General features: G+C 36.9%; 12 protein-coding genes. All 12 read right to left on the minus strand.

Features of this window, described 5'->3' with window-relative positions:
• Positions 1-219: 219 nt before the first annotated feature.
• Positions 220-4,533 carry a type VII secretion protein EssC gene (gene essC / locus IGJ27_RS12320; protein ID WP_306172380.1) on the minus strand — a complete coding sequence of 1,438 codons (4,314 nt, stop codon included), beginning with the start codon at positions 4,531-4,533 and terminating at the stop codon, positions 220-222.
• Positions 4,534-4,603: 70 nt separating this feature from the next.
• The gene (gene essB / locus IGJ27_RS12325) at positions 4,604-5,776 is read right to left on the minus strand and encodes a type VII secretion protein EssB (RefSeq protein WP_178306302.1); all 1,173 of its coding nucleotides are present in this window, start codon (positions 5,774-5,776) and stop codon (positions 4,604-4,606) included.
• Positions 5,777-6,052, minus strand: a complete 276-nt coding sequence (locus IGJ27_RS12330; protein ID WP_010720653.1) for an EsaB/YukD family protein — start codon at positions 6,050-6,052, stop codon at positions 5,777-5,779.
• A gap of 151 nt (positions 6,053-6,203) precedes the next feature.
• Positions 6,204-6,497, minus strand: a complete 294-nt coding sequence (locus IGJ27_RS12335; protein ID WP_010720654.1) for a WXG100 family type VII secretion target — start codon at positions 6,495-6,497, stop codon at positions 6,204-6,206.
• Between the two features lie 260 nt (positions 6,498-6,757).
• A complete protein-coding gene (locus tag IGJ27_RS12340; protein ID WP_010737250.1) occupies positions 6,758-7,627 on the minus strand; it encodes a phytoene/squalene synthase family protein in 870 nt (289 codons plus the stop codon).
• Positions 7,614-9,104: a phytoene desaturase family protein gene (locus IGJ27_RS12345; protein ID WP_178306301.1), complete on the minus strand. Its 1,491-nt coding sequence runs from the start codon at positions 9,102-9,104 to the stop codon at positions 7,614-7,616. The genes IGJ27_RS12340 and IGJ27_RS12345 overlap by 14 nt, the downstream gene beginning before the upstream one ends.
• A gap of 861 nt (positions 9,105-9,965) precedes the next feature.
• Complete coding sequence (locus tag IGJ27_RS12350) at positions 9,966-10,928, minus strand: tRNA dihydrouridine synthase (protein WP_010720657.1); 963 nt, start codon at positions 10,926-10,928, stop codon at positions 9,966-9,968.
• 116 nt (positions 10,929-11,044) lie between these two features.
• Positions 11,045-11,563 carry a GNAT family N-acetyltransferase gene (locus tag IGJ27_RS12355; RefSeq protein ID WP_081128962.1) on the minus strand — a complete coding sequence of 173 codons (519 nt, stop codon included), beginning with the start codon at positions 11,561-11,563 and terminating at the stop codon, positions 11,045-11,047.
• A 260-nt stretch (positions 11,564-11,823) separates the two neighbouring features.
• The gene (locus tag IGJ27_RS12360; protein ID WP_010720659.1) at positions 11,824-12,594 is read right to left on the minus strand and encodes an ABC transporter permease; all 771 of its coding nucleotides are present in this window, start codon (positions 12,592-12,594) and stop codon (positions 11,824-11,826) included.
• Positions 12,587-13,522, minus strand: coding sequence for an ABC transporter ATP-binding protein (locus IGJ27_RS12365; RefSeq protein ID WP_081128991.1), 936 nt, complete (start codon positions 13,520-13,522; stop codon positions 12,587-12,589). Before IGJ27_RS12365 ends, IGJ27_RS12360 begins: the two co-directional genes overlap by 8 nt.
• Positions 13,523-13,653: 131 nt before the next feature.
• Entirely contained in the window at positions 13,654-13,833 is a 180-nt protein-coding gene (locus IGJ27_RS12370) for a hypothetical protein (protein WP_053765963.1), read from the minus strand.
• Complete coding sequence (locus IGJ27_RS12375; protein WP_053765964.1) at positions 13,826-15,475, minus strand: MutS-related protein; 1,650 nt, start codon at positions 15,473-15,475, stop codon at positions 13,826-13,828. Before IGJ27_RS12375 ends, IGJ27_RS12370 begins: the two co-directional genes overlap by 8 nt.
• Between the last annotated feature and the right edge of the window lie 131 nt (positions 15,476-15,606).

A 15,606-nucleotide genomic window follows, 5' to 3' on the forward strand; every position in this document is an offset into this window, starting at 1 on the left:
AAGGACTTCCCAGACTCTTTTAGGTGTAAAAATGAATAAATGGTGAGCATACCTTCTTACCAAATAGACATTCCAGAATTAATTCCTCGAAATCGCATGAATTTTCGAACACTTGAGAAGCTATTACAAAAAATTCTTCCTTCTGTTGTTGGAGCTAACCCTTGCACCCGTGCCCTCTTGTTCGGGTACATTATTTTTAGAGCGGTATCATTTTTACCCTCACTCTTCTTCGACAGGAACTACTATGATTTCCAACTTTCCATCCTTTAAACTGTAAAAACTATTTTTATTATTTGGGTTATTTTCTCTTGTAAATGTAAAATCATCAACAAATCCTTGAGTTTGGAGACTCCCATCAAAAAGGATCTGAGAAACATTTTCTTTTACTATTTGAGTCATTCCACCATAAAAGTTGCCAGTTTTCGCTAACAGATCAATAAAAATGAATTGAAAACACGAATTTCCTCTATTTAATAACTTGCCCACTTCTCCCGAGAGTAACCCCATTTCTTCCACGAAATCAGCCAGTCCATTAAGAACCACGATTTTTCTCGTTTTTGGCATGAACCACAGTTCATCCCAGAAATGAGTAAATTTCTCACTTCGTTTTGCGACATCATGCAAGCTAAAATACGAAGTCACTTCGTTTTTTATTTGCTCCAATGTTCCAGAAACATCGATTAAAATAACATTTTCTTCCACATCCATCATTTGTGATAGCCACCATGAAAACATCCTCTGCAATTTTACATTGGAAGTAAAAAATAAACCTAGCTGCTTTCCAAGAAAAAATGCAAATGATTCCACCTCAACTGTTTGCTTATTCAAACCTAGATACACCAAGTCTTTTTCTTTATTGCGCACAAACTGACTGAAAATTTTTGGCGTTAACCGTTCGGGCACCATCAGGATTTTTTCAGGACGTTTTCCTACCCAGTCTTGATCTATATTTGTTATTTCTTCTGCCATTTTTTCGAATATTTCTGATTCATTTTGACCATTAGTGGGTAAATAAAATTGTAATATCGTTGGTCGGTCAAGCATCACTTGCCCTCTTCCTTTAATAGGCAACGCAACAATCGCTTCTCTTCCCAGCACTTGTTTGATTTCACTTTCATCATGTAAATACATAAACAGCTTTGTTGCAAATTGACTCATCATATTTAGGCGAATACTCCCGACACGATTTGCAGATAGAATAAGATAAATCCCTAAACTTGCACCATCTCTTAGTAAATGCACGATTGTTTCATCGATGGAATCTTTTCGTTTATCCTCTATCCCCAAACTCTCGTAGCTATCTAATATAATAAAAATGATCGGTAATTGGATGCTCGTTTTTTCTTGGTATTGGTAGAGATTTGTGGCACCCTTTTCTTTAAACAGTTGTTTTCTCTCCGCCAATGATCGATTGATTCTCACAAACATTTTTTGTCTTTTTTCTTCTTCTTCTAAAGTGACGATGTCAACGACATGTGGCAACTTCTTCAACGGTAAAAGGCCATTAGTACCAAAATCAACTAGATGAAACCATACTTGATTTGGAGTATTTTGTCTTGCAAGACTTAAAACAATTGTTTGTAGTAACGTAGATTTTCCATATCCAGAACTAGCGAATACAACGGTATGACTACTTTTCTCGCAATCATAGTAATAATGACTTTGCTTTTGCTCGTGAGGTACATCTAACAAGCCTATGGGAACCTTTAATGTATTCCGTTCATTTCCTTTAAAGACAGGCATTACTAACCACGTTGGTAATTCTGGTAACCAAGGTTGTGATGGTTGGCTGAATGTTGATTGTTGAAAAGTTTGTACAATCAACCTTCTGACTGCCTCATATTGCGTAACTATACTGCCCGCTGCTTTCCTCGAATCTTTTTCTGTAGGAGCAAAGAGGACCTCCTTTTGACCAAATTCATTCACAACAACGATCCGTTCATCTTCAAGAGATTGGTTTGGTGCGTAGGGTGCTTTTGTATAACCACTTTGGAACAATTCATAGACGTCATTTTCTCCTACCTTAAGATAACCCCTCCCTGGTCTTGACACATAAGCTGCATCTGTTGTTTGTAAAAGTTCCTTTGAGTCTTGAACACTTGCCATTTTCAATGCCACTTTACTTTTACTATTCGCCTCGATTTGGTCGTTGACTACTCCGGCTGGTTTTTGGGTAGCTAAAATTAAATGGACGCCAAGTGAACGACCAATCCGCGCTACTGAAGTCAGCTCCTCCAAAAATTCTGGCACATTGACTTTTAATTCGGCAAACTCATCGGATACTAGAAAAAGATGAGGCAGCGGCTGATCAGGGTACGCAGAAACGTTCCTTTGTTTTCGTTGTTTGTATAACTGCATATACTCATTGATGTTGTTTACTTCATAGGTCGCAAGTAACCTTTGTCGCTTTTCCAGCTCCGCTTTGATACTGATCAATGCACGGGACGTACCAACTCGGTCTAAATTAGTGATCGCACCCATAAAATGTGGCAACTTACTTACTGTTTGTGCGAGGCCACCACCTTTCCAATCAATCACTAGAATCCCTACATCTTCAGGAGAAAAATTGATGGCTAATCCCACTAAATAAGTAATCAGAAATTCTGACTTCCCTGAACCAGTCGTGCCACCAATTAAAGCATGAGGTCCATGTGCCTGTTCATGGAGATCCCAGTAGATCCCCTGATTTTTTCTCTGCCAGCCGATCAATGAACGCAATGTCTTACTTGGCTCTGCGTTCAACCAGCGCTTAGAAATCATTAACTCCTCAACAGTCTGAACTTGATATTGCTCTAATAAATTGATTTTTTCTGGCAGATTTTGATTTTCAATTTCTTCATGGAATAAGTTAGCTAAGCGAAAAATTGCTTGTTCAAGTGGATAACTAGTTGGTAAACGATTAGGTGTAAATGGTTGATTAATGTGTTGTTCTTTATGATTGATCAGCATAGCAATATCTTGACTTTGATACGCTATTAACGTCGTTACAGTTTCAGGCAACTGATCGATAGATTCCTTCGCCCAAATAACTACGACACCATACCGATTTAATTCTTCCGTTAAAAACTCTCTGATTTCATGCTCCCACAAGCCTTCTTCTGTGATAATTGAAAAAACATAAGTTGGTTTAAAAGCTATCTTCTGATAATCAGCATGTTGTAGTTGCTGCTTCCTTTTAGAAAGGATCTTATAAAATGCACTCAAAACCAACTCTCGATTTTTTAAATTGAATAGGAGCCCTCTTTGTTTAAGTGGAAAGGATCGCAACGTATGATGTGGTAACCAACGCCAATTTTTCCATGTTTTTTCATATTCTTTTTCTTGAAGAAGAGTGATAAACTCAACCTCTTGGTAAGAGTGCAAGACAGAAATTTGAAATAGTAAAGATTGAAGAGCTTCCTGCAAAACATTCGATGGACCGACAAGCCCCACTGACTGAGTTGCAAACGAAATCGCAATAGGTGCGTTCTTTAATTTTTGATAAGGACGAATAAAATCGGATAGAACTTCATCGTTCCATTGATCCTCATCCAAATGAGAACTAACAATTTTAAAACTGGATGGACGTTCGCCTATTCCTAAGCGAACGGTTAAAAAATCTTTATCCTTTGGTCGACGTTCATAGATTCTTGGATGACATTCCTTTGTCATTCGTGCTAATTGATTATTAGAAGGATACATGTACTGTAAAACTTCTTTTTGTCTTTGCTGTAACCTGTTTAATTCAAAAGCTTTTTTGATTCTATATTGTTGGATAGTTATTTTTTGTTCACTTTTTTTTCGTTTTATTTTCTTTTTATTTAATAAATAATTGATAGTAGAGATACTGGACGTCAATAAATTAAGTCCATACATACCTAGTATCAGAAGAAGGTTTCGATTGCTAAAAAACAGAAACATTCCGCTTAAGATAAATATGCCTAAAGAGGGGAGAACCAATTTAAAAAAGGATTGTTTCTCCTGAGCTGCTTCGTGTCTCGGTAATCGAACCTCCACTTGTACTTTTGGCTCTTCCAGATAGATTCTAGGGCTTCTTCTAAAAAAGGGGAAGTGCTTAGGATATTCAGGTATATAAGGGACTTCAGAAAGTACCCATGGATTTAATTGGATCGCTTGACCTAAACCGATGATCTGCCACTGCTTTTCCCGCCTTTCGATAATCCACTGATCCACTACGATCTGATCACCTACTTGGAAAGTAAATACACCTTTTGTTACAAGTAGCTGGTTATAATAAACGGGTGCTTTACTAGGATATATACTCAATTGATAGTTATTATCCTGATAATCTATCGCAATCATTGCATCTGATTCAATCATCAAGGCAGAGGTTGTTGCACATGAAATATCAATCAATTGCTTCGGTGGATCGATCCACTTTCTCTGCAATGTTTCATGCTTTAATATCAGAAACCTCGGATCATCTTTGATCGAAGAGTCTGAAAAATTTATATGCTGTTTGATATAACAGATTTTTTTGCCGGCGATCACCAGCTCTTTATCATTTTGAGTAAATACTTCATGAATAAACATCTCCCCAAAATAAAAGAGATCAAAAAGGATGGAAAGACTGATATTCATCTGATTTTCGGTGCATAGTGTCTTATTTTGTGGGATTTTCAGATTTATTCTCTCCTGGCTTTTTGCTATATTGACTAATTTTTTCTTGATAGTTTTTTAGTAATTTTTGCTTTTTTTCACCACTCATTTGATCGTTCATTTTTACTGTCAGATATAACTTAGTATAGACATGCAAAAGATACTGCTCATCTCCAATGTTTTGAGCGATATCCAATGCCTGTTGGAGATTATTTCTGTCAATGTAAATCCAATAAAGCAAACGATTCTCACTTGACTCTTGAGATAATTGATTTAAAATAGCTGTTTTTTCTAATGAAGTTAAATGATCTAATTGAATGACACTAACAGCCACTATATATTTGATACTTTGAGAAAACAAACTGGGGGATACATCTGCTAAAGCCGTTAAAACACCTGCATAATCCTTGGCTATATATTTTGCTTGTGCATCCACGCTCCGTTCTATCTGTGGTAATTGATAAAACGCATAATTTCCTGTTAATAAAGCAAAAAGGATGGTTGACAAGCTGAATAAAAGGCTACCCCATTTAAAAATAAAGTAATTTTTCCTACTGACCACACGTAATTCTGTCGCTCGAATCTCCTTTTGTGTTTCGATTTGGTCGCTAATAATCTGATTGATTTCTGTTACATTTTTTGCTCCATGGAGCAATTTCGACAAGTCATCTGTTAATCCTTCACTTCCTCCATTTAAACTCTCATAACTCAAATTAGGATATAAGATAGCAAACACCAGTGCCCGATATTGCTTCAGAAAATCATTTTCAGTGACCGTATATGGAGCGATAACTTGCATAAACCCTCGATGTGCAAGAAAAATCTCTTCTCCAAACAGAAACAAATTATCGGGATGAAACAATGGTTGGATCGGTCCATTCATAAAATCACACAATTGATTGACTTTTTGGGCAAGCAATAATCGTTGGTAAAAATCTAATTTAATCAAAACCTGTGAGAAACACTTCATTTGACTTGTTTTTTTGTATTGAATAATTAATTTTTCTGTAGATAAATGGCTAACGTCACCTGCCAGTAAATTTCTTTTAGGTTTTAAAAAAAATGTATATTGTTCGATCTGATCCAGCGCATATTGATTCGCTTGTAGCTGAATTTCCACTCGTTCATCGGTTATTTTAATACCTTCTTTTTCAAATACATCCTTTTCGTTCTTCAATTACTTGTTGTCACCACCATTAAGAATACGTGGCTTGATTAACAGTTGGTCACCATGACTAATTGGATAATCTGATAAAAGAAATTCTTCATTCAATCGTATTGATTTATTTGTCACTTCTAAATCGAACGCAGCCGGTAGCACGATCGAAGAAACCTGAAGTGCGTTCACAAATAATTCCTTTAAGCGCCTAATGGTTATTTCCCTAGGTATTTGCAAGTCGATCGTTTGCTGTTCGATTTGCAAACAAATATCAATGACTATTCCCTGTTTCATTGAGTTACCCCTTTTTTCATGTATGGCTTATTTTTTACATTCAAAGTCAAGGAATCAAAACAAAAACCAAATGAAAATAGCTAAAAAACAACTGACATTTGCTGCTTTAATGGGTACAAGTCAAACGAAGATTGGTTTTTACTGATAAACGCTATAGCAACCCAAAATTCCGAGCATCTTGACGATCCCGTTCTGAGACGGTATTCGCATAGTTGTTGAGTTGCTCATAAATACTTTCAAATAATTGTGTCATTTGTTTAACGCTACCTTCTAACTGGTGATACTGATCAAGATATGCTTGAAAAGCTTGTCCTTTCCAATTATGAGCAATTTGCTGGTTCATCGTATTTACTTTTCGGATAGCCTCTTGTATTTGGAGCGCTGATTGCTGATAGATCTTCGCTTGTGATTTTAATTGATCAGGCGTAACTGCAATTGGTCCCATTCTTCCATCCTCCTAGCATTTAGTTGGTAAAACTATTACCTTGGTCATGAATAATATACGACAAGTTCTAAAATATTCCGCTAAATCTTTATTTTTATCTGAAAATTTTTCTCGCATAGAAAGACCTATGTAACAAAACAGTGATAAAAAGCCCGACAACCTTTTTGGTCTCGGGCTCATTGCTTTCAATTTTTTCAACTAATGATCGTTTGAAAACAACAATATTGAATTTATATTCGGTTCTTTAATAATCAGACGGTTCAATAGCTTTTGAGATAACTTTTGACCTCTTTTAAAAGCTGTACTTTTCGATAATGACTAACTTTATTCTTATTATCAAATAAAGAATAATGCTGTTTTCTCACGATATTTAATTGCTCACGATAAATAAACGCAGCACTGGCAAGTGCTTGACGACAATCTTCTGTAATAAGAGGAAACATTTCAAATGATTCTTCATATAAGTTTTCAGCCTGCTTAGCCAGTGATTCCCATAAAGCGACTAATTGTGTTTGGGCTTGCTTTTCTTTTAACATGGTAGTTGCCACCCCAAATCTAGTCATGTCTTCTTTTGTCAGGTAGATTCGCCCCATTTGATAATCTTCTCCAACATCTCGTAAAATATTCGTTAACTGCATCGCTTCTCCTAATTTTTTAGCTGGTACAACGATGTCAGCTGGGCGCTCAGTTAAAAGCGGAAGCAACATCAAACCTACACTACCTGCAACGTAATAACAATATTCTTCAAGATCTTTTCTTGTTTCTGGTTGCTTAAAATCAGCATCTTTTCGTTGACCAGTCAGCATATCAAAAAAAGGAGCGGTTACCATGGGGAAATTGTCAAAGACCACTGATAGCGCACGCCAGACTGGATCGTTGGGAACCTTTCCCTCATTAAAATCTAGCAATTGCCGTTCTAACTGCCTCAATCCCGCTTGATTGTTGTCACGATCAATCAAATCATCTGCACGACGGCAAAACGCATACACGGCATATACACTTTGAGCTTTTCGTTTAGGCAACTGTGAGAAAGCCAGGTAAAACGATTTTGAATTTTTTTTGATGATTGATTCACAATAGGCAAAATCTTTTTGGTATTCTTGAAAAGGATCATTGTTAATGGTTATCATCTCTCAACAGCTCCTCTACCGCTAATTTTGCGCTTTGCATAACAATTGGTACCCCTGCGCCAGGATGGGTACTACTCCCACAAAAATATAAATTTTCTGCTGCAGAAAATTTGTTATGCGGGCGGTAATAATTACTTTGTTTCAATGTCGGTTTTAAGCCAAAAGTCGCTCCATTATAAGCATTGAAACGTTCAGAAAAATCTTTGGGCGTGATCAATGTTTCGGATACGATATGCTCATCGATATCCTTAAAAATCGTCTTTTCTTTGAGCAATCGGATGATTTTTTGGCGATAGGCTTGCATCGTTTGTTCCGTCCACTTCTCATATTTTGACAATTCTGGCACTGGTACTAAGACATATAAGCCTTCCTGACCCTCAGGTGCAAGCGAATCATCCATCAATGACGGTCGGTACAAATAAAAAGATGGATCATCTGGTAACTTTCCTCGTTCAAAGAGATCATCAACATTTTGTTTAAAGTCTTCTGCAAAATAAATACTATGCAAGTGTTCCTCTGGGTATTTCTTGTCTAAGCCAAGATACATCAAAAAACAAGAACATGAATATTCAAATTTAGCGATTTTTTTATTTGTATACTTTCCCCGTTTTCTTTCATCAGGAATTAATTCCTTCATCGCATAAGGAAAATCAGCGCCACATACAATAGCATCAGCCATCACTTGTTCTGTCCCGATTCGGATCCCTTTAGCAATCTTATTGTCAATTAGGATTTCATCTACTGATGTTTCGTAAACGATCTTTCCACCTAATTCTTCAAACAATCGAGCCAATGAAGTCGCTAACGTATACATTCCACCTTCAATAAAATAAACACCATAAAATAATTCGATCATTGGAATAATCGTATATAAAGAGGGTCCTTGATAAGGCGATACCCCGATATAAAGTGTTTGAAAAGCCAATGATTTACGCAAACGGTCATCCTTCACAAATTTAGAAATAGACGTATACGCATCGCTGAATGTCCGCAAGCGGATCCCTGCCCATAATGATTTAGGATTATAAAAATCCCAAAAACCACGAAATGATTTCGTGATAAAGGCTTCTTTTGCAATCGTATATCGCTGATAGATATCTGCTAAAAATGAGAAATAACCTTGTGTATCTTCTGGCGAAATGTTTTCCAACGTCTTTGTCAATTCAATTAAATCATTGGAAAACTCGATTGGTTCCTCTTTGTTGAAATACAGTTTTAACATTGGATCAACTTTTTTCATTGGAATGTAGTCATCGGGGTCTTTCCCACAAAATTCAAATACTTCCCGATAAATTTCTGGCATCATCACAATCGTTGGTCCTAAATCAAAGGTAAATCCTGCCGTTTTGATTTGATTCATTTTCCCGCCAACTTGACGATCTTTTTCGTACAGTGTGACTTCATATCCTAGCTTTTGCAACCGAACTGCGGCACTTAATCCAGCTACTCCCGCCCCAATGACAATAATTTTTTTCATGGGATCACCTACTTACCTTTTTTATCACTTGATAAATTTAATGATAACGCAAAATTTATCAAGTGATAAACTAATATGCTCAAAGAGGTTGAGACAAAAGTGTTTAGCATCAAGAAATAAGAAGGAATTTCCGAAAATTGACAAGAAACACAAAAACTAGTTTTTGATGTTGATTGTTACCTACTTGGTGCTTCTCAAATTTTTGGTAAATTTCAGCAAATTTTCCGAAGATGCTACTTTTGTCTCACCGTGAACAAGAGGTCGTGAAAAGAGTGTTTTGACCTGAGCGCTCACCAAGTAAAAACTGCGACGAGTAATCGCAGGAGCATTAAGGATGGAAATCTCGAAACAGCTTCCCATGTTTTGAGATTTTTTGACTTATCGCCGAAGGTCAGCTCTTTGAACACCGTGAATCAGAGGTCGTGAAAACATCGGGTAGCTCTGATGACAATAAGAAAGAATTTTTTGAAACAGCTCCTCATGTTTTGAAAATTTCAGGCTTATTTCAAGGAGCTGATGTTTGAACGCCGTTTAGCAAGAGGCTGTGAAAGAAGCGTTTAGCCCCGAGCGAATAAGAGAGGATTTTTTTAAATAGCTCCTCATATTTTAGAAAATCATCGCTTATTCTTGAGGAGTTGCTTCTTGAACGCCGTTTATTCGTTTTTAGAGATACTAGAAGAGACTGTGACAAGTTTTGTCTCATTTGCCATTCAATTTTCTCATTAAATAACTACTTTTACAAAAAAAAGCCCAATGATCACGAAAATTCATTCGGATCATTCGGCGTTTTATCTACCTCTGATTTCTTTTATAAGATTCAAAAATACAAACAGAATACAGTATTCTTGAAATTTTCATCGGTTACTCTTGATTAGAAAAAGCATTTAAAAGCGCTCTGACTTCGTCGGTCGATTTAGTATTCATTAATTGAACACGTAAGTCACTTGCGCCCGGAAATCCTTTGACATAGATTTTAAAGAAACGATGTAGCCCAGTCATTGAACGGGGGATTTCTTTGGCATATTGGTCTTGGAGATCTAATTGCAGACGTAAAAGATCAATCAATTCAGTTGCTGAATGTTCCCTTGGTTCTTTTTCAAAAGCAAAAGGATTTTTAAAGATCCCACGACCGATCATAATCCCGTCTACACCATATTTTTCAACTAATTCCAAGCCCGTTTGCCGATCAGGAATGTCGCCATTGATCGTAAGCAACGTTTGTGGCGCAAGCTGATCTCTTAATGCTACGATTTGAGGGATCAACTCCCAATGAGCATCTACTTTACTCATTTCTTTTCTCGTACGTAAATGAACAGAAAGATTGGCGATATCTTGTTTCAATAAATGACTCAACCAACCTTCCAACTCTTCTTGTTCTGTATAGCCGATTCTTGTCTTGACGCTTACAGGTAATCCTCCTGCTTTCGCTGCTTCGATTAGTTCCGCTGCAACTTCCGGACGAAGAATCAAGCCACTCCCTTTCCCACGTTCAGCAACGTTAGGAACCGGACATCCCATATTCAAATCGATCCCTTTAAAACCCATTTCTGCTAGTTCGATACTCATTTGTCTAAAAAATTCTGGTTTATCACCCCAGATATGAGCAACCATCGGCTGTTCATCTTCGGTAAATGTCAAGCGACCTCTGACACTTTCTTTACCATCAGGATGGCAGAAACTATCGGAATTTGTAAATTCTGTAAAAAACACATCGGGCGCTCCTGCCGCCTGCACAACATGTCGAAACACCACATCTGTGACATCCTCCATTGGTGCTAATATAAAAAAGGGCTTCGGTAATTCTGCCCAAAAATTTTCTTTCACTGATAACTCTCCATTTCATTGTAGTTTCGCCATGTAATACTCTTCGTTCGCTATTCTAAAAAACAGAGTCATTATACTAGGAATCAACAAAAGAAGCAAAACCACTGCTTCCTTTACTAAAGCAATTTTTGATACGCCAATCGTTCATTGTCTATTTCATCGTCGACATAGACGATACCACGTAACTCAAACCCACAATGAGCCATGATACGTTGCATACTAGTATTCTTTTTGTGCGTATCAACTCTTACTTGTGCCATTCCTAAGGCCTTTGTTTCTGCTTCTGCATACTCAACGAGTCGGTAAGCCAGCTTTTGTCCGCGAAATGCATCAGCTAGTGCAATGCGATGGATTGTTGTATAGGGCGCATCAGCTTTTTCCCAACTTCCTTCAAAGATTTCTTGATAATTTTTATCAGGTGTTTTTTGTAAGGCTAATGTTCCAGCAATGATTCCATCGACTACCAAAACATAAGACCATGTTTTTTCGATATCTTGCCTGATCGTTTCTTCATTTGGATAACCATTTTGCCATTGCGGACTATCAGCGGAAGCTAATAACCGTTTTGCTTCATTAATGATTTTCATGACGGCTGGCACATCAGCTAACGTCGTTTCGCGAAATTCAATTGTCATTCCATATCCCCTTTTTATTTTTCTATACTAGATAAAACACTAAAAACTAAAGTTTAGTTATCATTTTAACATATTATATTTAGTTAATTTAAGAGTAGATCGTCTAAATTTGTATGAGGAAGTCCTTTAATCGAACAAAAAAAGTCTAGGATAAGCATCTATCCTAGACTCAACTATTTCTTGTCTATTACCAAAAATTTGATCAAGTCAATCCGTTTCTGTAGAAAATAGAATAAGTTTTTTTGATCATTCCACAAACTCTAGCTTCTTAACCCTCTACCTTTATTGATTAAATACCAGCATAGTGAATAAAGCACTAAACTAAATAACACAAGAATCGTGATCGAAACCATGATGGGTACATCTGTCGTTCCAAGGAACCCATAACGAAATCCTGAAATCATGTAAACGATCGGATTAACTTTAGAAATTGCCTGCCAGATTGGTGGCAACATAGAGATCGAATAAAAGACACCACCGAGGTATGTCAATGGCTGAAGGACAAAGGTCGGCACGATCGACACATCATCATACGACTGTGCGAAAATACCATTGATCAAACCCGCTAGTGAAAATAAAATCGAGGTCATCAGCAAAGTAACAATCACGATGCCCCAAGAGAAGACATTTAGCGGAACGAAGAATAGCGAAATCATCGTTACCAACGCCCCGACCAAGATACTACGTCCCAGTCCACCAATCACAAATCCCCAAATAATCACATGTGTGGGAACGGGCGCAACTAAAATTTCTTCAATATTTTTCTGGAATTTTTGAGAAAAAAATGAGGACGAAACATTGGAATAAGAACTAGTGATAACGGACATCATGATCAACCCTGGAACAATAAATTCCATGTAGGAAAATCCACCCATATCACCAATACGTCCGCCAATCATTTTCCCAAAGATCACAAAATAAAGTGAGGTGGTAATCACTGGTGGAACCAGTGTTTGGACCCAAATCCGCAAGTAGCGATTGGTTTCCTTGATGGCTAAACTTTTTAAAGCTGTAAAATAAAGACTAAACATTTTTTTCCTCCACATGACCATTTTCTTCCGTGATTTTCAAGAATAATTCTTCTAAGCGATTCGATTTATTTCTCATCGAAAGCACTTTTATCCCTTGTTCACTTAATTGATCAAAGATTCCGTTGACCCCTTGATCCCGTTCTACTTCAACAGCAAGGGTCCGATCATCTTCAAACGTACTAGTGTACCCTTGTAGAACTGGCGCTTGTTCATACGGTGCTAAGTCAAAAATAAACGTTTCAAATTGTAATTTAGAAAGTAATGATTTCATACTTGTATTTTCAATCAATTCACCTGATTGGATAATCCCGATATTCCGACACAACATTTCGGCTTCTTCCAAATAATGAGTCGTTAGAATAATCGTGGTACCTTGTTCATTTAATTCTCGCAAGAACTCCCACATTTCACGTCTTAGTTCAATATCTACACCTGCAGTAGGTTCATCTAAAATCAATAGTTTCGGTTCATGCATCAATGCTCTAGCAATCATCAGTCGCCGTTTCATCCCACCAGAAAGCATGCGTGCACGAACATTTCTTTTTTCCCATAGATTGGATTGCTTAAGGTATTTTTCACTACGCTTGATTGCTTCTTGTCGTGAAACACCATAATATCCTGCTTGATTCACTACGATCTGTTGAACTGTTTCAAAAGGATTAAAATTGAATTCTTGCGGTACTAATCCGATTTGTTGTTTGGCACGAACCAAATCAGTATCCAAGTCATAACCAAACACTTTTACTTCACCAGAAGTTTTATTCACAAGTGAAGTGATGATCCCAATTGTCGTAGATTTCCCCGCACCATTAGGACCAAGCAAGGCATAAAAATCGCCCTCTTCCACCGTTAAATCAATCCCTCGCAACGCTTCAACTCCCGTTGCGTATACTTTTTTTAAATTCTTTATTTCAAGAGCCTGTGTCATTTTTTTAACGATCTCCTTTTTTCCATCTGATTCTCTATTGTAACATGGAATGATTGAAAGAAAATGAATAAAGTTTTCAAAATAAAAATAGAATTTTATGTATTCGAGCATCCAATATAAAATCAATCATTTCATCTTCTTTCGATCAGTTGTTCTACTAAAATAAATCGAATCCTTTTATCCATGTCCAAAAAGGAAGAAAGCATGATTTCTCCATCAGGAAAAGGTACGCTTTCTTCCTTTTTTGCTTTAAAATGAGTTTGCGACAGACCATTCAAGCCTGACATATTAAGTCCGTACGTTTTAGTCAAAAATCTCCCATTTTCGATGTTGATCAAAAAATGTTGCTGCTTCTTTTGCATCCGCAACTAGTTTTTCCGGATAATTTAAGACTTTCAATAATGCAATCGCATTTCTGGTTTTTGCTGGACCTTGCTTTAATTTAAAATCAAAACTGATTCCTTTTTCTGCTGTGACCTGTTCCTCAAAATGGACATTCTCACATTCATTTTTCAAGATCTCAGTCAATTCAATATCGTGAGTTGCCACAAAAGCTAGTGAAGGGTAATCTGCCAACCATCTTACTACTGCTGCAGAAGAAGCAATCCGTTCGATCGTATTAGTTCCCTTTAAAATCTCATCCACAAAACAATAACATCTTTCCCCTTTTTCCACTTGATCTAGTAGACGTTTAATCGATTTGATTTCTGAAACAAAATAACTATCTCCTGCAAACAAGTCATCTTCGATCGCCATAGAAGTCAGTACGTGACCGTGCTGCAAGGTGAATTTTTCTGCGAGGGCTGTTTGGATCGTCTGTGCTAAGATACAATTGATCGCAATACTTTTTACATAAGTAGATTTACCTGAAGCATTCGAGCCCGTCACTAAGATGTTCTGATGCCAATCTACCGGGTTCACTACCGCTTCTTTCAAGAGAGGATGATAGAGGTCTTCTGCCTCTACGCCATTATCCGTAAATTCTGGCTGACAGGTAATAGGCATGTAGGTACGGTAGTTGAGAACCGCAGCCGCTACTTCCATTTCTCCCAATAATTCCCAAACCTTCATTGCTTCTTTCGTTTTTTTCTCTAACCTACTAATAACAAAGTGATAAGAAATAAACGGCAACATGAACATCATATTGACATAATCAAATAAAATTTCTGCTTCCGAACCACTCTTAACTCGAAAAGAAAAACCAAATTTAGGAATATCTTTTAACGGTTTAACATTTTGCCGTAATTCATCTTGAACCGGTGTAGCAATCTTTGCTACTTGATTCGCTGTTGAGATCGTTGAGACTAGGTAACCCATACTATTAATCTCAGTTTCTAATGTCTGTTTCTTGACTTGATAATAAAGTGTGTTAAAAATCAAACTACCAATCGCTAGATAGATACCTAAGACTTGTCCAAATAATAATAAAATTAAACCAATGATCGGTAAGAGACCTAAAAAAGTATAAAAGCCGACATGTCCGATCTGTTTACTTTGGCCATCCGCTAAATATTGCTTCGTAAAATTACCATCTTTTTTCCCTAGTCGTGCAAATTGATATTGGATTTTTTCTCTTGTTTGAGGGTTTTCTTGGTAAAAAGCAATTAACTTTTCTAATCGTTGATCTTCCCCAAAGTTAAAGCTCCTCAGCCGTTGATATAAAGCTTCCGAACCAATACTAGAGTATGTCAGGTTGATGCCTTCAAAAACTTCAAACATATCCAAATCGTACCACGTCAAGTCATCCACTTCACTTGACCATGAACGAAATTCTTTTTCTGTGAGCCACGCTTCCTTTAAACTTTTTTCTTTATCAAATCGAGGTTGATAAGGCACTCTTCCCCACTTCTGATGGACACTTTCTTTTAATTTTCGACGCGCATTGAAATCTAGAGCAATGAGCAAAACGATCACGCCACAAATCAATAGCACAATAAATGTTTTTTGATCCATACATTTTTCTCCTATTCTGTTTTCCATTGGATAAAGTATAGCATTGTTTGACCCCTTTTATGAGCTGAATAATGAAAGTTCAACATAAAATAGCTGTTTATTCATATTTATTCAATTTATTCACTATGTAG

The sequence above is a fragment of the Enterococcus sp. DIV1726a genome (genome assembly GCF_051710985.1).
GTDB classification, from domain to species: Bacteria; Bacillota; Bacilli; order Lactobacillales; family Enterococcaceae; genus Enterococcus_B; species Enterococcus_B hirae.

What these genes read in the sequence shown, in the direction of transcription:
- IGJ27_RS12345 (WP_178306301.1), bottom strand. Translation starts at nt 9,104, where the DNA reads ATGAAAAAAATTATTGTCATTGGGGCGGGAGTAGCTGGATTAAGTGCC.
- IGJ27_RS12335 (WP_010720654.1), bottom strand. Translation starts at nt 6,497, where the DNA reads ATGGGACCAATTGCAGTTACGCCTGATCAATTAAAATCACAAGCGAAG.
- IGJ27_RS12355 (WP_081128962.1), bottom strand. Translation starts at nt 11,563, where the DNA reads ATGACAATTGAATTTCGCGAAACGACGTTAGCTGATGTGCCAGCCGTC.
- essC (WP_306172380.1), bottom strand. Translation starts at nt 4,533, where the DNA reads ATGTTTATTCATGAAGTATTTACTCAAAATGATAAAGAGCTGGTGATC.
- IGJ27_RS12360 (WP_010720659.1), bottom strand. Translation starts at nt 12,594, where the DNA reads ATGTTTAGTCTTTATTTTACAGCTTTAAAAAGTTTAGCCATCAAGGAA.
- IGJ27_RS12340 (WP_010737250.1), bottom strand. Translation starts at nt 7,627, where the DNA reads ATGATAACCATTAACAATGATCCTTTTCAAGAATACCAAAAAGATTTT.
- IGJ27_RS12330 (WP_010720653.1), bottom strand. Translation starts at nt 6,052, where the DNA reads ATGAAACAGGGAATAGTCATTGATATTTGTTTGCAAATCGAACAGCAA.
- IGJ27_RS12375 (WP_053765964.1), bottom strand. Translation starts at nt 15,475, where the DNA reads ATGGATCAAAAAACATTTATTGTGCTATTGATTTGTGGCGTGATCGTT.
- IGJ27_RS12365 (WP_081128991.1), bottom strand. Translation starts at nt 13,522, where the DNA reads ATGACACAGGCTCTTGAAATAAAGAATTTAAAAAAAGTATACGCAACG.